This is a genomic window from candidate division WOR-3 bacterium, from assembly GCA_039802005.1.
Classification (GTDB): domain Bacteria; phylum Hydrothermota; class Tepidihabitantia; order SM23-42; family JAOAFX01; genus JAOAFX01.
The window spans coordinates 42,297-63,700 of record JBDRVV010000005.1; the positions used below are offsets into that span (position 1 = coordinate 42,297).

General features: G+C 36.2%; 18 protein-coding genes and 2 tRNA genes. 9 read left to right on the top strand and 11 right to left on the bottom strand.

The annotated features are described in order from the left end of the window. Position 1: 1 nt before the first annotated feature. On the top strand, positions 2 to 577 hold the full coding sequence (locus ABIL69_02835) for a flavodoxin family protein (GenBank protein ID MEO0122923.1): 576 nt from the start codon (positions 2 to 4) through the stop codon (positions 575 to 577). Between the two features lie 106 nt (positions 578 to 683). Here the strand turns inward: ABIL69_02835 and ABIL69_02840 are convergent, their stop codons facing one another. From ABIL69_02840 to ABIL69_02865, 6 genes are read right to left on the bottom strand one after another with little or no spacing between them, the layout of a single operon-like run. Then, positions 684 to 902, bottom strand: a complete 219-nt coding sequence (locus ABIL69_02840) for a HypC/HybG/HupF family hydrogenase formation chaperone (protein ID MEO0122924.1) — start codon at positions 900 to 902, stop codon at positions 684 to 686. 55 nt (positions 903 to 957) lie between these two features. Then, positions 958 to 3,264, bottom strand: coding sequence for a carbamoyltransferase HypF (hypF, locus tag ABIL69_02845; GenBank protein MEO0122925.1), 2,307 nt, complete (start codon positions 3,262 to 3,264; stop codon positions 958 to 960). Positions 3,265 to 3,278: 14 nt separating this feature from the next. Further along, on the bottom strand, positions 3,279 to 3,929 hold the full coding sequence (hypB, locus tag ABIL69_02850) for a hydrogenase nickel incorporation protein HypB (GenBank protein ID MEO0122926.1): 651 nt from the start codon (positions 3,927 to 3,929) through the stop codon (positions 3,279 to 3,281). Positions 3,930 to 3,941: 12 nt separating this feature from the next. Further along, positions 3,942 to 4,283, bottom strand: a complete 342-nt coding sequence (hypA, locus tag ABIL69_02855) for a hydrogenase maturation nickel metallochaperone HypA (GenBank protein ID MEO0122927.1) — start codon at positions 4,281 to 4,283, stop codon at positions 3,942 to 3,944. A 35-nt stretch (positions 4,284 to 4,318) separates the two neighbouring features. Continuing rightward, entirely contained in the window at positions 4,319 to 6,484 is a 2,166-nt protein-coding gene (locus ABIL69_02860) for a T9SS type A sorting domain-containing protein (protein ID MEO0122928.1), read from the bottom strand. Next, entirely contained in the window at positions 6,481 to 7,209 is a 729-nt protein-coding gene (locus ABIL69_02865) for a polyprenol monophosphomannose synthase (protein ID MEO0122929.1), read from the bottom strand. The genes ABIL69_02860 and ABIL69_02865 overlap by 4 nt, the downstream gene beginning before the upstream one ends. A 100-nt stretch (positions 7,210 to 7,309) precedes the next feature. On the opposite strand from ABIL69_02865, the gene ABIL69_02870 reads away from it, so the two are divergent. The 3 genes from ABIL69_02870 to ABIL69_02880 all read left to right on the top strand — a co-directional run bounded on the left by ABIL69_02870 (position 7,310) and on the right by ABIL69_02880 (position 10,169). Then, a tRNA-Arg gene (locus ABIL69_02870) sits at positions 7,310 to 7,383 on the top strand. Positions 7,384 to 7,395: 12 nt separating this feature from the next. Next, entirely contained in the window at positions 7,396 to 8,055 is a 660-nt protein-coding gene (locus ABIL69_02875) for a tetratricopeptide repeat protein (GenBank protein MEO0122930.1), read from the top strand. A gap of 47 nt (positions 8,056 to 8,102) precedes the next feature. Continuing rightward, positions 8,103 to 10,169, top strand: coding sequence for a glycoside hydrolase family 57 protein (locus ABIL69_02880; protein ID MEO0122931.1), 2,067 nt, complete (start codon positions 8,103 to 8,105; stop codon positions 10,167 to 10,169). Between the two features lie 115 nt (positions 10,170 to 10,284). Here ABIL69_02880 and ABIL69_02885 read toward each other — a convergent pair. Together ABIL69_02885 and rfbD are read right to left on the bottom strand one after the other, a co-directional pair. Then, a tRNA-Leu gene (locus ABIL69_02885) sits at positions 10,285 to 10,370 on the bottom strand. 454 nt (positions 10,371 to 10,824) lie between these two features. Next, on the bottom strand, positions 10,825 to 11,670 hold the full coding sequence (gene rfbD / locus ABIL69_02890; GenBank protein MEO0122932.1) for a dTDP-4-dehydrorhamnose reductase: 846 nt from the start codon (positions 11,668 to 11,670) through the stop codon (positions 10,825 to 10,827). A 110-nt stretch (positions 11,671 to 11,780) separates the two neighbouring features. Between rfbD and ABIL69_02895 the strand changes: the two genes are divergently transcribed. Genes ABIL69_02895 through ABIL69_02915 form a run of 5 tightly spaced genes read left to right on the top strand, consistent with a single transcriptional unit; the run spans position 11,781 to position 17,577 of the window. Then, positions 11,781 to 12,500 (top strand): hypothetical protein, encoded by a 720-nt coding sequence (locus ABIL69_02895; protein ID MEO0122933.1) that lies wholly within the window; start codon positions 11,781 to 11,783, stop codon positions 12,498 to 12,500. Between the two features lie 3 nt (positions 12,501 to 12,503). Then, a complete protein-coding gene (locus ABIL69_02900; protein ID MEO0122934.1) occupies positions 12,504 to 13,568 on the top strand; it encodes a type IV pilus twitching motility protein PilT in 1,065 nt (354 codons plus the stop codon). Next, the gene (locus ABIL69_02905) at positions 13,565 to 14,638 is read left to right on the top strand and encodes a type IV pilus twitching motility protein PilT (GenBank protein MEO0122935.1); all 1,074 of its coding nucleotides are present in this window, start codon (positions 13,565 to 13,567) and stop codon (positions 14,636 to 14,638) included. The genes ABIL69_02900 and ABIL69_02905 overlap by 4 nt, the downstream gene beginning before the upstream one ends. Further along, positions 14,638 to 16,719: an ATP-dependent DNA helicase RecG gene (gene recG / locus ABIL69_02910; protein ID MEO0122936.1), complete on the top strand. Its 2,082-nt coding sequence runs from the start codon at positions 14,638 to 14,640 to the stop codon at positions 16,717 to 16,719. Before ABIL69_02905 ends, recG begins: the two co-directional genes overlap by 1 nt. A gap of 12 nt (positions 16,720 to 16,731) precedes the next feature. Further along, positions 16,732 to 17,577, top strand: coding sequence for an RluA family pseudouridine synthase (locus ABIL69_02915; protein MEO0122937.1), 846 nt, complete (start codon positions 16,732 to 16,734; stop codon positions 17,575 to 17,577). Here the strand turns inward: ABIL69_02915 and ABIL69_02920 are convergent. From ABIL69_02920 to ABIL69_02930, 3 genes are all read right to left on the bottom strand, one after another. Then, positions 17,574 to 17,720 (bottom strand): hypothetical protein, encoded by a 147-nt coding sequence (locus ABIL69_02920; protein MEO0122938.1) that lies wholly within the window; start codon positions 17,718 to 17,720, stop codon positions 17,574 to 17,576. The two genes, ABIL69_02915 and ABIL69_02920, sit on opposite strands and share 4 nt — an antisense overlap. A gap of 85 nt (positions 17,721 to 17,805) precedes the next feature. Then, on the bottom strand, positions 17,806 to 19,512 hold the full coding sequence (locus ABIL69_02925; protein ID MEO0122939.1) for an ABC transporter ATP-binding protein: 1,707 nt from the start codon (positions 19,510 to 19,512) through the stop codon (positions 17,806 to 17,808). Next, a complete protein-coding gene (locus ABIL69_02930) occupies positions 19,513 to 21,306 on the bottom strand; it encodes an ABC transporter ATP-binding protein (protein MEO0122940.1) in 1,794 nt (597 codons plus the stop codon). Positions 21,307 to 21,404 lie beyond the last annotated feature (98 nt).

Below are 21,404 nucleotides of genomic sequence, written 5' to 3' on the forward strand. Positions count from 1 at the left end.
TATGAAAAGAAAAAAATATGTAATTGGAATAATAGGTAGTCCAAGAAAAAATGGTAATACATCAGTTACTATACATAATATCTTAAAAACTGCATCTTTAAAAGGAGCATTGATTGAAAAGATTTTTCTTAATGAGTTAAAAATAAAACCCTGTCAGGGATGTGATTATTGCAAAAGCCACAAAAATTGTAAAACAAAAGATGATTTTCAGAAAGTCATAGAGAAAATCAAAAAAGCAACTGGAGTAATCATTGGATCACCAATTTATTTTGGTACAATCTCTGCCCAGACAAAAATCTTTATAGACAGATTGTATTCGCTCTTTGATAAAGACTTCAACAATAAATTAAAGGGGAGGAGAAAAGGTGCATTTGTCCTTGTATGGGCAGCAAGTGACAAAGGTTATGCACAAAAAAGAAAACCAACTATTGAACTGCTCGAATCTGTTCTTAAATCACCTTTGAATGCAGAAATTATTGGAAAGATAGTTAGAGGCGGCATAAGTTCCATCGGTGATGCTGCTAAAAATGAGAAATTAATGAGAACTGCTCAAAGAATTGGAAACAGAATAGTTTGAAAATTTTATATTGATTTTTCTATTTATTTTTTTGGACATCTCATTCATTAAACTATTTTTCGAAAATCGAAGTTGATAAATGTTCTGCAGGAATTATTGATTACGGTTATGAGTATTTTGCCACTTCTCTCAAAAGTCTTTCAGTCTCTTTAGCCTCTTTTTCATCTATCGGATTTATCGCAAAACCCGCATGGATCATAACATAATCCCCTACCTTAACTTCAGGTGTGAGCACAATAGATATCTCCTTACGCACACCCATAATTTCAGCAATTGCCATATCTCCATCAATTTTTTCTATTCTACCAACAACCGCTAAACACATAACTTCTCACTTCCTACTTCTCATTTCCCATTTCTCACTTCTCATTTCTCATTTCTCACTTCTCATTTAATAAGTTCCCACATATCACTTGCCCGTAAGAGATACAACCATCATTTGTTGGGAGTTTATGGTGTGTGAAAACTTTGAAATCATTATCTTCCATCCGTCTGATCATTAAATTCAACAAATATCTATTTTGAAAAACTCCGCCGGACAAAACTACTCTGTTCACGCCATAAATTCTACGCAGTCTTCGGACAATGTCAAGGGAAAATTGTGCTACCGTATTATGGAACTTTGCTGAAATAAGACCTTTATCAATACCCCTTTTAAGGTCGTTTAATATACCTTCAAGGATGGGACGGATACGAATTAGAAATTCATTATCGCAAGTGGAAGTCGTTACATTCCCTTGTCTTAAGTAATTCAGGGATATTTTAGAAATTTCGTAGGGATAATAATCCTTTATACCTTTTTTGGCTACATATTCTAAGTTTATCGCTGCCTCTGCCTCATAGGTTATTTCCTGGGTAATGCCAAGCATTGCTGAAATGCAATCAAAGAGTCTTCCCATACTTGATGTATAAGCAAGATTATAATTCTGTTCTATCATTTTAATTATTACATCAATTTCATTAGAATGAATGTTAAGGCATAAGTCTTTTATAAAATCCTTACCAAAAATTTTATAAAGATAGGCTATCGCAATACGATAAGGTTTTTTAATGCTCTCTTCACCACCTGGTAAGGGAAGGTATTCTAAGTGGGCAACCCTTTTTTGATTTTTTAGATCACCGATAAAGAATTCACTACCCCATATATTCCCATCAAATCCGTATCCTGTTCCATCAAATGCAATACCAATTGCTGTTTCAGATATTTTATTCTCGCCCAAACAAGAAACAATGTGGGCGATGTGATGCTGGACACCAATTTTTTTTAATCCCTTTTTCTTTGCTATCTCAAAGGCAACCTTGGTAGATAGATAATCTGGATGCAAATCGTGCACAATCAACTCTGGCTCAATCTTAAACCATCTTTTATAATTTCCAACCATTTCATAGAAAAAATTTAATGTCTCAGAGTTATCAAGGTCTCCAATGTGTGGTGAAACATAGGCATTCTTTTTATCAGCAAGGGTGAAGGTATTTTTTAAATAAGGTCCGGTTGCAAGGGTTGGTCTCACAGAAAATGGCAGTTCAATCGGCACCGGCACATAACCCCTTGAGCGACGAATTATTGAAAATCCACGGTCTTTGAGATAAAATCCTATAGAGTCATCACATCTATTTATAATTTTACGATTGTGGGTAAGATAGAACGAAACAATCTTTTTGAGCTTACTTTTCACTTCTGTATCATCCTTTACAAGTGGTTCATCTGCGATATTGGCACTTGTCATAACAAGAAGTGGAATTTTCTCAAGAAGAAGATAATGAACCGGCGCATATGGCAGCATTACACCAAGATATGGATTATTTGGTGCAACCTCTTCACATACTTCACTATTTTTCTTTTCAAGTAGCATTATCGGTGCGACCGGAGATTTTATAAACTTTTTTTCTTGTGGTGTGACCCTCACTATTTTTTCCAGAACTTTTTCAGAAGCCATTATTGCAAATGGCTTCGTTGGACGATTCTTCAAAATTCTCAATTTATTTACAGCGCTACAATTCGTGGCATCACAGGCAATATGAAATCCACCGATCCCTTTTATTGCAACAATCTCACCTTTTTTCAGCAAGTTTATTGCCTCAATTATCGGGTCTTTTGTTTTAATCATTTTTCCATCAATCCGGTATATTGAAAATTCTGGTCCACATACAAAACAGCAATCAGGCTGGGCATGAAATCTGCGATTATAGACATCTTCAAACTCTTTTTCACACTCCGGACACATTTTGAATTCTTTCATAGAAGTCTGCTGACGGTCGTAAGGTGTAGTGTAGATTATAGAATATCTGGGACCGCAGTTCGTGCAATTTATGAAAGGAAATTTGTATCTACGATCTTCAGGATTAAAGAATTCTTTCAAACAATCTTTACAGGTTGCAATATCCGGTGAAATCTGGGTGAAACCACTGGATTGTTTACTGTGTTTTATGACAAATCTTTTTTCTCCTTTGACTGGTATCTGTTTCACTGTAATTAATTCAATTATTGATGCAGCTGGTCTTTCCAATGAAAGTCTTTTTAAAAATTCTTTTATTCTTTTTGTATTACCTTCAATCTCTATCTCCACCCCGTAAGACGTATTGCGGACAAAACCGGTAAGATTTAATCTATTTGCCAGGCGGTAAACAAAAGGTCTAAATCCCACACCCTGAACAATGCCTTTAACCTGAACAAGACTCCGCGCCATTGATAAATAAATTTTTACTTTTTCTTAGCCAGTTCTTTTTTTATAAAATCAATAAGCTTATCAAACCCTCTACCATTTTTGGCTGAAACTTCAAATATTAATGCCTTAGGGTTTTTATTTACTATATTTTTTTTGGCTTTTTTGACCTTAAAATCCAGATAAGGCAAAAGGTCAATTTTATTAATGATCACAACCTTTGCCAGATGAAACAATAAGGGATATTTTATTGGTTTATCATCGCCCTCCGGGGTAGAAAGAATTGCGATCTTATAATCTTCACCAATTTCAAACTCGGCAGGGCAAACAAGGTTACCAACATTTTCAATAAGTATTAAATCATAAGGTTTATCCACCTTAGGCAGGGTTTGGGCAATCATAAATGCATCAAGATGACATTCAGTTTGGGTATTTATCTGAATCGTATCAATCTTCAATTTATTCAACCTCTCGCTATCAATTGACCCCTTGATATCCCCTTCTATTACAAGGATTTTGAATCGCGATTTTAATCTTTTTACAATGTTCTCTATCACCGATGTCTTCCCTGAACCCGGTGAACCAATGATATTTAAAACCAAAGAATTTGACTTATCAAAAAATTTTCTATTTTCTTTTGCCCTTTCCTGATTTGATACCAAAACAGGTTTGAGAATATTTATCTTCATAATACTCCTTTCTTATTCACCTTCTATTGATTCTACATAAAATTCCCTGCCCGATAATATCTCTATGGCTGTTTTCCCACATTGCGGACAAACAAATAACGGTTCTTCTATCTCATTTTCAAAATTACAATCACAGCATTTTATACGAATCGGAATATCAAAAAAATCGATCTTCGCAAATTCACACCGTGTTCCCTTTTTTAAATAATCAAAATAAAAATTTATTGCCTCGGGAGAAAATCCGGTGAACTTTCCAAGTCTAACTTTTATTAACTTTACCGAATTTATTTTATGTCTCTCTGCCTCCTGATTACAAAGGTCAACAAGCGACTTGGTTACACTATACTCATGCATAATATAGGGAAAAAACTAATTCAATGTGCTTCAATCTATTTGACAATAGCAAATTTACAAACCTTTTTATCATTACCGGTATTAATCAGTGCGAAGTATAAACCACTTGATATATTATGGGGAATGTGCCAGAGAACTTCGCCCAGGGAGTTTGGTTTCAATCCTTCTGTCAATTTTCTACCTGAAATTGAAAATATAATGACCGAAGCATCATTGGGAATATTCTTAATTCGTACCGCATCTCCTCTTATTACAGGATTTGGATATATTACTATACTGTCCAATGAAGAAGTGTCTTTTTTAATAATTTCAAGTTTTAGCAACCCATTCTGACTACCCAACCAGAAACAAGAACGATAAGAATCATAGCAAAATCCTTGGACCTGTATTATTTCGTTACTTACCGGCAAAAATTCTACATTAACACCCAATTCATTGAACGTAAAACCTTTAAGCATTTTGTAGTTTATATCATAATTGTATACTCCATTGTCAGCCATTATCCATACCCTGCCTTCGCCATCAGCGAGTACATCATAAATCACACCGCCATTAAAATTTTCTATGTGTTCAAAGATATTATTTACAAGCACCGAGACACCCACTTCATTAGCAATGTAAACATTGTTTTTTTCATCTACTGTTATACCTGAACAGAACTGTGAAAGTAATCCATCGGTCTTTCCATACTTTAAATTAACATCATCACCGCGGTCAAAAATAGTCCCCCTGGTATCAATCATCAAAACTCCACCTGCGGCATCAAAGATCGTACTAAATACACGCAAACTTGAATCTATTGCAAGTTCAACCTCAAATCCCGGGGTCCTATCGCCAAGGAGATACGCTGTTGTCAATGCAGAATCATATACCCAAATTTTGTCTGATGGTCCGGCAAGGGAAAGATACATATTATTCTTCAGGTCAAATTTCAAATCCCATATTGCTACAGTGCTATCAATACCGCGATACTTTTGCCTCAAATAATACCAGCTATTATTCTCTGGGTTAAAAGAAATTGCCAGTAAAGAATCTGTATAATGTAGAGCAAACCAGACTCTTTTATCCGGTGCAGTGACACAACGGTGGATGAATTTTGTTGGAACAAGTGAATCCTGACACAAATTTTGCCAGGTATTATCATTCTTAAACCAACTAACCCCGCGTGCATCAACATTCCTTGTCCCGTGCGCAATGAAAACACCGTATTGATTTGCCGTAATACTACAAATATGATTTGAAGCGAGACCATTGTCTTTTTTTAATTCCCATTGTTGATTGGGAAAATTATAGATACCTATTCCTTCCCCGAAATAATCGGATTTAAAGGGATTGCCGGTGGCACAGAACCATTGACCTTTATAATTCTCAACATCATTGACCCTGGTCAGATATGGAATACCTGCGTTTAAAAGGCTTAAATTTCCCTGAAAAAATATGCCAATTTGACGAATGGAATCAAGGGCAAGCAATAATGAATCACCGGCTTTTTCTATATCAACAATTTTATATCCGATAATTACTGTATCAAAATAGATTCCGGTAAATCTGTTTAATCCTGCATCAGTTCCGACATATAGAACTGAATCTATAATTTTTAATTTTCTAATGTAGTTTTTAAGAAGTCCATTTTCCACACCATAAATAGTATAGTTCTGGAAATCATTGCTAAATCTTGTTATTTTTTCATCCGTTCCAATCCAGAATCCAGTATCGATTGCAATCGTCAGCACGTTATTGGAAGATAATCCTTGGAAATCATATACCTTTAAAACTCTGTCATCCTGGAAATTCTCTAATGTGCCTTTTGTATCTATGATTAACAAACCGTTTTGAGTTCCCACCAAAATCGTATCTTTTAAACAATAGATTGTATTCACCCTTGTGCAGGGCAAACATTCCATCGGATAAATCCGGATATTAGTGAATGATTTATCAACCTGGACAAGTCCATTGTTCGAACCCGCCCAGATGTTTCCTGCACTGTCAATTGCAATGCATTGCTGACGATTAACCGTAAGTCCATCAGTATTTGTTAAAACTCTGAAAGTATTATTTAGATAATTATAACCAACAACACCACCATTAGTTGCTGCATAAACAAACGAATCGTTGACTGCAATATTGTATATATAATTGTGATTTGTATAGAAAACTGGTTTTAACGAAATGGAAAGAATAAAAAATTCAATTAAAATCATTTACAGAGCCATTTTTTGTTGAAAATTGACATAAGTCGTAACTTCCATACAAGCCAGAATGCCTCCCAGATTATTCTCTTTGACATCTTTGATGTTCCTGCTCTGCGTTCTACGAAGATTATCGGAATTTCCTTTATGGGCAGGCGGGCACAGAACACACCATAGACACTCTGGATTTGAAATCCATAACCATCAACCTTAAATTTTTTCCAGTTTACACTTTCGAGCGCGCGGCGCGAATAACACTTAAATCCACTGGTAAGGTCGCGCACCGGGACACCGGTGACAATCCTCGCAAAGATACAGGCAAAAAAGGACAATAATAGTCTCTTCATTGGCCAGTTGACAACACTCACACCATTTATATATCTGGAGCCAATGATTAAATCATATTTATCTAAGAGCTCAATGAACCTGGGTAGATCATTCGGGTCGTGTGAAAAATCAGCGTCCATTTCAAAGACGAAATCGTAGTTATTTTCAAGCGCATATCCAAACCCAGTAACATAGGCAGTGCCGAGCCCCATTTTTCGAGGTCTTTTAATGATATGCACTCTATTATTTTGTTTCATTAGACTTTCAACGATCTCTGGGGTATTGTCCGAAGAGTTATCATCAATTACCAAAACTTCAAGTTGTTCCGATTTTGAAAGAACTGCATTAATAATCTTCTCAATATTAACCGCTTCATTATAGGTTGGAATTATCACCAATCCACGCTTCATTATTTTCATTATACTTAAAATAATCTACTTGTCAATCAGATTTAATGGTAAGTAATTATTGACTTTCGTTATAAATTTTATATAATCTAACTATGTCTGTGCCCCTGTAGCTCAGCAGGATAGAGCAGCGGTTTCCTAAACCGCAGGTCACCCGTTCAAATCGGGTCAGGGGTATTTAGGAGAATTATGAGAGACATGAAGCGAGGTCTTAAGACCGAAGACTCATTCCAGAAAACGATGGAAAAATTAATAAAATTTATTGTTCGGCATCGTGATATAGCAATCTGGATAGGGATAGGTATTGTTGCAGCAATATTTGTTATAGGATATCTTTTTTATCCTTCAGAAAAAGTAAATCCTGAAGCAGAGTTGATTTATACACAGGCAATCAATTTTGTTACTATGGGAAGGCTGCAAGATGCGGAAAATTATTTTTTGCAGTTAACTGAAAAATATAATAATACAAGACCGGGTAAGGTAGCTTATTATTATCTCGGGGTGATAAATTACCACACTGCGCGATTCAGCGAAGCATTAGATTATTTTGATAAATTTCTATCTAAAGAAAAGAAAGACTTTTTATTAACCCCATCAGCACAATTTGGTGCGGGCTGTGCCGCCGAAGGATTAAAAGATTATGAACGGGCATTAAAGTATTATGAGAGTGTTGCCAAAAACAAAGATTCCCATTTCTATTATTTGGGAATGCTCGCCTGGGGAAGGATAAATGGAATTTTAGGTAACACCGATAAGGCAAAAGAAATACTGCGAAAACTTCTGGAACAGAACCCACCCCAGGACATTACAAATGATGCAAAATTCTATCTTGGCTATTTTAATAAATAATACCTATCTATTCATTTTTTGGTATTTAGGACCCGAAGAATTGATTAATGATGAATAATCTATCGGTTGCATTCCTCTGGCACTTCCACCAACCGATATACTCAAATCCAGAAGATAAAGTTTTACCAATGCCCTGGGTCCGATTGCATGCAATAAAAGATTATCTTGATATGTTAAAAAATCTACAGAATTTTCCACAGATTCATGCAACATTCAATTTTACACCCACCCTGCTCATGCAACTCCAGGAATATAAGGAAAACAAATGCACTGATCGCCAGTTTCTACTTTTCAAAAAACCAGCAGAAAATTTAACTATAGAAGATAAAATTGAAATCCTTAAGGATTTTTTTCTTGCGAACTGGGATGAAATGGTTGAACCCTATCCAAGGTATTTTTCTCTACTGATGAAAAGGGGCAAAAAACTTGTGCCAGAAGAATTGCCGAGTGTCGCCGAAAGTTTTACAACCGACGAATTCAGGGATTTACAAATATGGGCAAATCTTACCTGGATTGACCCTGTTTTTAGAGACGAGATAAAAGATTTATATCAGAAAGGCAGGAATTATAGAGAGCAGGATAAAGAACTCATTATTAACCTACAGAATAAAATAATTAATTCTATTTTTGATGAATATAAAAAAGCAGCAGAATCAGGACAGATTGAACTTACGACATCCCCACTATCACACCCAATTCTGCCCTTGCTTATTAATAGCAATCTTGCAAAAATATCAAATCCCAATCTCGAGATACCTTTTGAATTCAAACACCCCGAAGATGCAAAAGAACAAATCAAAAAGGGAATAGAAGTATTTGAAAAAATATTTGGATTTAAACCAAAAGGACTCTGGCCGTCAGAGGGAAGTGTCTGCTCTGAACTGATCCCAATTATATCCGATGTTGGCCTTGAATGGATTGCAACTGATGAGGAGATACTTGCCCGCTCAATAAATATCTCATTCAAACGGGATGAAAATGGAATTCCAAATCACAGCAATCTGCTTTATAAACCCTGGAAAATGGGTAATATCAAGATATTTTTCCGGGACCATTTACTATCAGACCGCATTGCATTCGTATATAACAGATGGGAACCAGAAAAGGCAGTTGAAGATTTTGTAGGCAGGATAAAACAAATTGCGGGTTCCCTTTCACCGTTAGAAAAATTTATTCTTCCTGTTATCCTTGATGGCGAAAATGCCTGGGAGTATTTCGCGAATGATGGAACTGATTTTCTACAATTACTTTATAAAACCATTTCTGAACAAAAAATTCCAACAACGACATTCTCAAAATTTGTGAATGAACATTCAGAAGCAATTAATAGTCTCACAAACTTATTTCCTGGTTCCTGGATTGGAGCAAACTTCAATATCTGGATTGGTAAATCTGAAGACCATAAGGCATGGTTGATCATAAAAAATTTAAGGAATAAACTCGTTGAATCGGGAATAAACGACCCTGAAATCTGGAGGCGATTATATTTCCTTGAAGGCAGTGACTGGTTCTGGTGGTTTGGAGATGATTTTTTCTCTGTTACAACCGAAGTATTTGACCAACTATTCAGACAGAATGCACTTTGGATATATAAAAAAATAAATATTGAACCACCGCATGAATTATTCCTGCCAATAAACCCCCAGACAGAGTTATATGCTACACAACCTATAGATTATATCTCACCCACCATTGATGGCAAACTGACATTTTTTTATGAGTGGTATAACGCTGGTTATCTTGACTTAAAAAGAACCGGTGGCACAATGCAGAGATTTGCTGGGCTATTTTCAAAGGTCTTTTATGGATTTGATGATAAAAATTTATACATAAGATTTGATATTTTAAATCAGGATATAAACCAGTATGAATATGAAATAGATTTTGAGAGACCGGGTGGATTAAAATTTATTCTTAGTATGGAAAAAAATATCATCTTTAAAATAGATGAATTTGTTGAAGTAGCAATTCCCCTTGATTACATAGGAACAATTAAAGATTACATAGAATTTATAATAAAGGCGCGTGAAGCTGGCAAGGAAATAGACCGCACACCGCTTTTAAGAGTAATTCTTACCCAGAAAGATATTATTTTAAAGAATTGGACAGTGTGAAAATTCAAGAGATATTTCCAGCACTCAAACCCATTAACCTTAAACCATAGACCAAAGATCATAACAGCATCCATGCCCAATAACCTTGAACCATTTTTTAATGAGGAAACCCTTATGCCGAGAGGGGGAGTTGAACCCCCACGCGCCTTTCAGCACTGCGGATTTTGAGTCCGCCGCGTCTCCCAGTTCCGCCATCTCGGCAGTAAAGTATTTTATCTGCTCATCAACATTTCTTTATACATATCCAGGCGGACTACAAAATCAAGATTTTTCCCTCGCATCCGCTCGGGATCTCAGACCCGCATTTATTATGCGGAGTCGGAGAAAAATTATATCCAAAAATAGATATATGTCAACTTATAATTTTACCTGAGTCCTCTCCACATTTTTTCTTTTGAAATTTTAAGTCTTCATACTACATGTCCATAGTGCATTTCTTTTTTCTGTCGTACCCACTTTTCGCAAATATTTATGAAATCACAATTTCAATCCCCCTCTTTCCCCCTTTTGAAAAGGGGGATAATGGGGGATTAAACTTTTGTAAAAGGAGATAGTGGGAGATTATTAAATAAAAACAAAACTTCTGATATTTAAAAAGAAAATTCAGGAACTAACTCTTAATATTGAAAAATTTAGAAAGGTAAGATATATGAACTTAAATCTTGAGTGTCTTTATAAATTCAACAAGGGCATCCTGCCAGGAACGCATTTTTTTATCAAATAAAAATTCATAATTTTTTGAACCAAGTGGTGCAAATTTTGGTCTCGGTGCGGGGAGATTTAATTCATCCGTTTTGACCGGAATCAACTCTGTGTTAAATTTCATAATCTCCTTTGCCCTTAACAGAAAATCAAGCCATGTTCCATACTCTCCATTTACAATATGGTATGTACCGTAATTTTCTGATTTAATTATATTAAATATCGCTTCGGCAAGGTCCACAACATAGGTAAAAGAACCAATCTGGTCACAAATAACACTTATTGAACGTGGTTTCTCATTCTGCTGCAAAAATCTTGATGCAAATGTTTTCGAATTTTTTCCAAAAAGCCAGGATGTGCGGACAATATAAAAGCGATTGTAAATTTCTCTGATGTATTTTTCTCCAAGATACTTCGTTTTTCCATATGTACTTATTGGATTGGGTTCGTCATATTCATAATACGGTCTCTCAATATTGCCATCAAATACAAAATTTGTGCTGGTGTAGAGCAATTTTGCATTTATTTTCCGGGCAATTATTGCAATACCCAGGGTTGAAAGGGTATTTATTCTAAACGCCAAATCGGGTTCCCGTTCACAGGCATCAACATCGCTGATTGCAGCAAAATGGAGTATGACATCCGGTTTATAATTCATAATTGTTTCATTGATTTTTTTGAAATCTGATATATCAATTTGTTGCACATCAACCCCAAAATGGTTAACATTCTCCTGTTTGAGCAGATTTTGCATCACACTTCCCAAACATCCCTGGGAACCAGTAATAAAGACTTTCATTCATTCAGATTATATTGGATTTTTATCCTGCGTCAAGTCCGAACCTATGTTTCCCATTGACAATTAATTAAAATTAGTTATTATTATCAAATTATCCAAAAGGAGGTCCTATGAAGAAACTATGTGCTTTTCTATTTGTCTTAATGGTTATTGGGTGTGAAACAGGAATGGAAGTCAATCTTGAATGTTGGGTTAAACATACCAGTGAGGTTATTAATGTTGAAACGAGCATTCTCGGCGAAAAGTCTCAGGTATTTGTGAATTTGACCTGGGGCTGGACATTGCAAAGACCGCAGATTGATGCAGTGATAGTAGAGCGGAGCAATGACTCAACAAATTTCGTTGCACTTGATACAGTACCAATTGATACGATAATGTATTTCAATGATGCCGATACTTTACTCAGACCAAATACAAAGGTCTATTACAGGTTAAATTCACTCTATGGAAAGGCGAGCGACCATATAATTGACCTATCGGTAGAAATCCCCCCGGTCCAGCATTTTCATAAACCCGATGCAGAATTTATTTCTATCTTAAATGATACACTCTGCATATCTTTCACCCGTATATCGGGCTTTGACACCACGGATATCGCAATATATAAGGGGGCGCCTAAATCAATAGATAGTCTCCTAAATTATTTAACAAATCCATTATACGATACGACCATTGCTGATACAATTCTGTTCGTCAGCAATGCTGATTCCCTTTTCCCAATAGATTCGATGCCTTACACCATTAAGATTAGTTCTTCAAAAATGGCTCAACTTGATTATATCACTGATACATCAATAGGCTTCCGTGCATTCATTAGAACGCAGAAATAAGATATGCCAAATATTGAAATTGATGTCCTTTTAGAAGAACTTGTTTTAAGAGAAGGTTCAGATTTGCATCTGCGTGTGGGTGAACCACCGATATACCGTGTTGCCGGTGAACTTCAACGATCTGACAATCCGCCAGTAACAAAAGAAGATATGGAAAGTTTGATATATGGTTTAATGAAACCCGCCCAGCGCGAGATATTTGAAAAAAATCTTGAATTTGATATGGCATATGAGATACCTGGAGTAGCAAGATTCAGGGTAAATTGTTTTAAACAGATGGGAAATATTGGTGTGGTAATGAGAATCATACCTTTAAAGATAAAAACTATTGATGAATGGGGATTTCCATCTGTATTAAAACGTATTGCTGAACTACCCAGGGGTCTTGTTCTTGTAACCGGTCCCACTGGAAGTGGAAAATCTACAACCCTTGCTTCAATGATTGAACACATTAATCAACATTTCCGAAAGCATATTATAACAATTGAAGACCCAATAGAATTTTTACATCGTGATAAGTTATCCATTATTGAACAAAGGGAAATTGGTATTGACACAAAATCTTATGCCGAAGCGTTAAGACGTGCCATAAGACAGAATCCTGATATCATACTCGTGGGTGAAATGCGCGACCTTGAAACAATGGCACAAACTATTACTGCTGCAGAAACAGGTCATCTGGTTTTTTCAACACTTCATACAATTGATGCAGTACAAACCATAGACCGTATCATTGATGTTTTTCCGCCTGCCCAGCAGCAGCAGATAAGACTCCAGTTATCAACAACACTTCAGGCGGTGATAACTGAAACGCTGGTGCGAAGAAAAGACGGGGCCGGACGCGTTGCGGCATTTGAAATTATGGTTTGCACACCGGCAATTCGCAGTGCAATCCGGGAAGGAAAAACACCACAAATTTATACTGCGATACAGACTGGTTCCAGACTCGGTATGATACAGATGGATCAATATCTCCGCAATCTCCTGAATCAGGGAATAATTGAATATGAAGAGGCACTTGCACATTGCACAAATCCCGATGAATTTGAAAGGCGGGTGTCAGCATGATAAAACTCAATGATCTCTTACATACCCAGGTAAATAGTCGTGCGTCAGATTTGATTTTAAAGGTAGGTTCACCACCAATCTTGAGAATTAATGGTGACCTTACAAGTCTTGAAGTTCCACCCCTTACAGCGATTGATATTGAATCAGGACTCGTTGAAATGCTCAAGAAGGAACAGATTGAAGAATACAAAAAAAATAACGAGCTTGATCTATCTTATGAAATGACCGGCGTTGCTCGGTTCCGCGTCAACCTGTTCAGGCAGAAGGGTAATATTGGTGCAGTATTCCGACTTATTCCAGAAAAAATTCCAACAATTGATGAACTTGGATTCCCGCAGATTTTAAAGGATATGGCAATGAGACCGAGGGGGTTGATCGTTGTCACCGGACCTTCTGGTTGTGGAAAATCAACCACCCAGGCAGCCTTGATTGACTATCGTAACGAAAACGATAATTGCCATATTGTCACAGTTGAAGACCCAATTGAATTCATTCATAAGAATAAAAAGGCACTCGTAACCCAGCGTGAAGTTGGAAGAGACACACATTCCTTTGCGAATGCATTAAAATTTGTACTCAGGCAGGATCCCGATGTAATCCTCGTGGGTGAAATGCGCGACCTTGAAACGATCTCGCTGGCAATTACTGCCGCAGAAACCGGGCATCTTGTCATTACAACCCTCCATACCGCGGATTCCATATCCACTATTGACCGTATTATAGATGTCTTTCCACCCCATCAGCAAAACCAGATAAGAATGCAATTATCATTGAACCTTCTGGCAATATTTGCTCAGAATTTGATAAAAAGGGCAGATGGCAAGGGTCGTATCGCAGCCTATGAATTATTGATCGCTACGGGGAGCGTCCGCAATTTAATAAGGGAAGCAAAAACCCATCAATTGCTATCTATCCTGCAGACCTCCCAACAACAAGGTATGATAACCTTTGATGCCTGTCTGGCAAATCTTGTAAAGAAGAATCTTGTCTCAATAAAGGATGCTGAGGCAAAGGCATTAAACCCTGATACATTTCATAAGGAGATTGAAATAATAACCCAGGGTAAATAGTGCAAAAAAAACAGTTTTTAAGACTTGATAGTCCGGTTCAATACATAAAGGGAATTGGACCAAAGAGGGCGAGTTATTTCAAAAAACTGAATGTTGAGAATGTAAAAGACCTCTTATTTTTAATTCCGCATCGGTATCTTGATTACTCCACTGTTTTAAAGATAAAAGACCTAAAGATTAATGACGAAGCAACGGTTATAGGCAGGATTCATCTTATTGAAATTAAAAAAGCAAGACACAGGGGAGAAATGGTCAATGTATTGTTGAAAGATGAAACAGGCAGCGTGGTATTAAGATGGTTTAACAGACCTGATTTGAAAAACAAATTTAAAATTGGTGATTGGTTGATAGTTTCAGGAAAAGTAACTTTTTTCTACAATAAGCAATTCATCAATCCTATTTATGAAATAATCGGAGACGAAGAAACAATTTCAGAAAAAACCGGGGGAACAATAATTCCGATATATCCATTAACAGAAGGACTGGGTATCTGGGATGTAAGAAGGGCAATGAATATCGCCATTGAGCTCTGTCTTAATGAAATTGTAGAAACTATCCCTGAATATATATTACAAAAAAATAATCTTCCATCATTAAAAGAGGCAATAAAAGATTTGCATTTTCCTCAGGCAATTGAAAAGGCAAAAAAAGCACGGCAGCGACTCGTTTATGATGAATTTTTCTTCTTTGAACTCGCCCTTGCTCGAAGAAGACTAAAAGCAAAGAGCCAGGAAGGTGTTGTTTTGAAACAAACCTGCAAATTGACCAATTCGTTTTTGAATTCATTAAATTTTGAACTCACTGAAGGACAGAAGAAGGTGATTAATGAAATCATCTTTGACTTAGCAAAGTCAAAGCCTATGAATCGTTTGCTCCAGGGAGATGTTGGTTCAGGAAAGACCATTGTCGCTCTCTTTGCCCTGCTCGTGGCTGTAGAAAACAATTATCAGGGTGCAATGATGGTTCCAACAGAAATTCTTGCGGAACAGCATTATATTAACCATCGCCAAATTCTGGAAAGGCTCGGCGTTAAATCAGTGCTCTTGACAAGCAGTATAAAAAGCTCAGCACGGGAAGAAGTGATAAATCAGATTCAGAGTGGCGAAGCAAAGATAATTTTTGGAACCCATGCCCTTATTGAAGAAGGAATTATTTTCAAAAATTTAGGATTGGCAATAATCGATGAACAGCATAGATTCGGCGTAATGCAAAGGGCAGCCCTTGTAAACAAAGGAATAAATCCACATTTTCTCGTGCTCTCAGCGACACCAATACCAAGAACACTTGCATTAACCCTTTATGGCGACCTTGATATTTCTACATTGACCGAAAAACCCGCGGGCAGGGGTGAAGTAATAACAAAATTGTATTTAGAGAATGAAAAAGCAACCGTCTACAGATTCATAAATGCCGAGTTACTTAAGGGACGTCAGGCATTTGTGGTATGTCCGATAATTGAAAAATCTGAAAAATTAGAATTGAAATCGGCAAAAGAAATTCACGAAGAGGTTTGCAATATATTTCCAAATTTTTCAGTTGGCTTAATACATGGAAAGCTCAACACACAGGAAAGAATAAATATAATGTCAGATTTTCGCAATGGAAAAATAAATATTCTTGTCGCTACAACAGTCATTGAAGTTGGAGTTGATATTCCCAATGCAACAATTATGTTGATACTACATCCCGAGCGATTTGGTCTGGCACAACTGCACCAGTTAAGAGGAAGGATTGGCAGGGGTGCAGAAAAATCGTATTGCTTTCTGATATTGAGTAAATTTGTTGCCCAGGAAACCTATGAGCGATTACTCTTTTTTGAAAGGAACAATGATGGATTTGCATTGGCAAGAAAGGATATGCAGTTAAGAGGGCCTGGTGAGATTTTGGGAAAAAGGCAGCACGGCTTACCAGATATAAAGATTGGAGACCTTGAACAGGACCAGGAACTATTATTTCTGGCAAGGGATGATGCATTCGCGGTAGTGAGTAAAGATCCTGAGATAAAATTACCCGAGCATTGGCCAATAAGAAAATATCTGAGCGAATTTCAGAAAAAAGAAGAATTGTTGAGAATAGGATAATAATTTTGTGAAATGGAAAATATCCTGAAGAAAAAAAGTTTTACTGTTCAATCGGAATTGGGCGAGCGTCGTCTTGATTATGCTATTTCGTTCTTTACTGATTTATCCCGTAAAGAAGCAAGAGAGATTATAGAAAATGGCCTTGTGCTGGTTAATGGCATGCGAAAAACATTCCCTTCAACAAAAGTGAAAAAAGGTGATAAGATAATCATTCTTGAATACAATAAAATTCCTATTTTATATGAGCCAGCAATATTATATGAAGATGAACAAATAATTATTGTGAATAAACCTTCGGGTTTTCTCACAGAAAAAATAGGCGGGGAAAAGGGCGCTGCAATGAATGAAATTCTAAAAAATAAAGACAGAAACGTTTATCCGGTCCATCGGCTTGACCGCGAGACAAGCGGAGTAATGGTCTTTGCGAAGAACGAAAATGCCCGTGATTTTTTGATTGAAGAATTCAGAAGTCGTAAGATAAACAAAACTTATATTGGAGTTGTTGAAGGGGTGCTGGGTCAAAAAAGTGGTATTTTGAAAGGACTGATTCAAAAGACGAAAGAATATGCTGAGACACATTACGAAGTTATGAAAATATTAAAAAATGCAACAATATTGAAACTGATGCCCAAGACCGGACGCACCCACCAATTGAGATTGCAACTCGCCCAGATAGGACATCCGATTATTGGGGATAAAAAATACTATAATATAAAAAAAACAAAGCTCTTTTTTCACAGGCAGGCATTACATTCTTATAAGATAAACTTCGTCCATCCTGAAACAAAAAGATGGGTGTCTTTTACTGCACCCATCCCTGAGGATATTAAAGAATTAATAAATAGTTTGACTCGTTAAAAACCCTGTTCTTCTCTCTTCTTCTTTTCTTCAATATTCTTTTTTACAATCTCTTCCCTTCTTTTTTTGTCTGCGGCCTGAAGAATCTGTGTTATAATCCAGCCGATTATCACAACTATGAGTATTATTATAATTATCTTCATATTTGATTCTCCTTTCGTAAATTATATAAAAATCAAATTAGAAGTCAATAATAATGAAAACAGGCTTTATCAGACTTACCTATGCCTATTTTTCCGCCAACTGGTATTGATATAGACTCCAGTATAAACCCCTTTTATTAATCAATTGTTCGGGTGTACCCTCCTCAACAATCTTTCCCTTATCCAGCACATAAACATAATCGCACATTGACAGAATTGATAATCGGTGCGAAACGACTATTACGGTCATACCTTGAATCTCAACGATATGCTGAATCAATTTTTTCTCTGTATCAGCATCAAGATTGCTTGTGGCATCATCAAGAATCATGATTTTTGCTTCATTCAAGAGGGCACGGGCGATTGCCATTCTCTGTTTTTCACCGCCTGACAATTTTAGTCCTCGTTCCCCGATTAATCCATTATAACCATCGGGTGAATTTTTAATAAAATCACTTAACTGGCTGATTTCAATAACCTGGGCAATTTTATTTTCATCAATAACCTTCCCAAATACTATATTATTGTATATGGTATCTGAAAATAAAGAAGGCTCCTGTGGAACATAGGAAAACAGCCCACGATATTTTCTTAAGTTTAGTTCACGGACCGAAAGACCATCTAATTTAATATCACCTGATATTGGCTCATACAAATGCATTAGAAGTTTTAAGAGTGTAGATTTGCCAGAGCCCACGGTCCCTGCTATTCCAATCTTTTTTCCAACAGAAATTTTTATATTTATTTCCTTTAAAACCGCAGGCACACCTTCGCCATAAGAGAAGGTTAAATTTTCAGCAATAAGTGAAGTAAAATCAAATTTAGATATTTTTCCGGTATCCCTTACATCTGGTGGATAATTTTTTATATCCTCAATTCTTTTCACCTGTACTTCGGCACGCTTTTTTATTACAAAGAAATTTGCGATATCAATCATCGGACCAAGAAGGGTCATAATATAAGCCATAAATGCAATTAACCCGCCGATAGTAATCATATTCTTTATCACAAATATTCCACCACATAAAAGGACGAGCACAATTCCAATCTCTTCTATTGATGCAAACATATTCTGAAGTAAAGATTCTATCCTGAAAACCTTTCTTGCTGAATCAACCCTGTTCTGGAGCAACTTCTTAAATTCTTCTTCATTCTGTTTTTCAAGTGTGTATGCCTTGATAATACGAATTCCAGAAAAGTTTGATTGGAGATAACTATGAATCTGTGATATTATCTCACGCCAGGTCTTAAAATATCTATAAACTTTGGGTGAAAAAAATCTATAACCTAAAATCATTACGGACATTGGTAAAACAGCAATAAGCATCAATCTCCAATCAATACGGGATAGAAAATATATGGCAAAGGTGATAGTCAAAATACCTTCAAGCGGCCTGAATATTCCCGAGCAGGCAAACCATGACAATTCACCCAAATCTAAATCCATTCTTTCCAGAACATCACCCGCGGAAAATTTGGTAAAGAAAGAATGACCCTGGACGACGATTGATTTAAATATATTATTTCTTTCTTTAAGATTGAAGATTTCATTAGTTCTGCCTCGGGTGTACGGAAGAAACACACCTGCTGTAGAACGGAGTACCCCAATTATTCCAAGAATTAAAATTGCGTTAAATAATTGCCTTGTGCTAAATTCTGACTTTATACCATCAATAAGATCCTTTAAAATATAAGGGAATAATAGAACAAGAAATGTGTAAACTATCGTAAAAAGAATTAGAAATATCAACCGCACCGGCCGTTCTTTCCAGAATTGAGTAATCGTCTTCATTTATCCTACCTTTTGCTGGAGGTACTGAAGTTTATAAAAATTGCAGTAGAAACCTTTTTTCTTTAGAAGTTCGGAATGGCTTCCCTGTTCCACAAGTTTGCCATTATGAATTATTAAAATGCGGTCAGCGAGTCGGGTTGTGGTGAGACGATGGGCAACGATTATTGCGGTGCGGTTTTGAAAGAGTTCCTTTAGGCCTTCCTGTATAATCCTTTCGCTCTGGGGGTCAACTGCAGAAGTCGCCTCGTCAAGGATGATTATCTCAGGGTCAAAGACAAGGGAACGGGCAAAGGATAACAATTGTCTTTCACCAAATGAAAGATTTATACCCTGTTCAATAATATCGGTATCATATCCTTTTGGTAAATTTAAAATCTTCTCGTGTATTCCGATTCTCTGTGTTGCTTCATAAACTTTTTCAGGTGGGATATCATTATTAAAAAGACGGAGATTATCTAAGACTGTCCCCGGAAATAGGATGACATCCTGAGGAACAAAACCGATTCTCTTACGCAGTGAATAACGGTTTATTCTTTTTAAATCTATCCCATCAATACTGACAACACCCACATTGGCTTTATAGTATTTTAACAAAAGCGAAATAATAGATGTCTTGCCGCCGCCGGTTTCGCCAACGAGTGCAATCCTTTCGCCTTTTTTTATTTCAAAATTCAGGTCTTTTAGTACCCAATCTTCTTTTTCATAGGAAAATCGAATATTATCAAACTTTATCTTATCATTCAATATTGAAAAACTTTCTTTCTCAATTTCTTTATCAAATTCCGAAGGTATAGAAAAGATATTAAATATTCTTTCTGCTGCAGCAAAAGAGCGTTCTATGAGATTGAACTGGTCAGATAAACCCCGCAGGGGACCAAAAAATTTTGTGATATAGTTAATAAATAAAAAAAGCGTTCCAATCGTTATCATACCTTTTAAAGCCCATATCCCTCCAATCCCCAATATCAATAAAATGCCAATTATCTCTCCTAAATCTACCAGAAACCATATCCGGTACCAGTATAACATTGATTTCATTTCAAGGTCAAATTTTTCTCTACCCAATTTATCAATTCTTTTAAAAAAATTTTCTTCCTGAAGAAATACCTGAACTATCGGTAGGGCACGAAGCGTCTCCATTATGAAACTATTTATCTCCGCAATCTTCTTGCGTAGACTGATGTATATTGGTCGCACATGCTTACCGAACCACCAGAAGGCATACAAGAAAACAGGCAATAGTATCAAAATCAAAAGATATAACCTCCAATTTACTACAACCATAATTACCGACATTCCTAAAAGCAATATAAAATCCTGGGCAAGGACAACTGCAGTGGAAGAGAATAAATTTTTTAATGTCTCCGCATCACCCTCTACACGGGTAATCAATCTGCCCACCGGATTCTTATCAAAAAATTCAACGGGTAGTCTTATTGTGTGCTTAAATAAATCGAATTTCAAATCCGCAATTGCCCGTTCACCAATCATTGCAATCTCAATCTGCTGGAAATACCTTATTAAAATTATTAAACTTTGTATAACAAAATAAATAAATGCAATAAACAAAAGTCCCTGAAGATTTTTGTTCGGAATTTCATAATCAAGCACCCTTTTAATGAGTATTGGACCAACGAGGGTTAACAATGTAGAAAATAAGAGTAATATTGTAGCAACAATTATTTTTTTAATGTATGGTTTGAAATATGGAGCAAGTTTTTTTATTAAGCGAATATCCCTTTTGCTTTTTTGTTCTTCTTCTTCTACAATCTCTTCTTCGTCATGCCACCACATAGTCTCTATTATCCACAAATTTAGAATTGCGTCAAGTATACAGTTCTCTGCTTTTATTCAGAATATTTTCAGCTCTTAAAATGCTAATGGATTGTTAT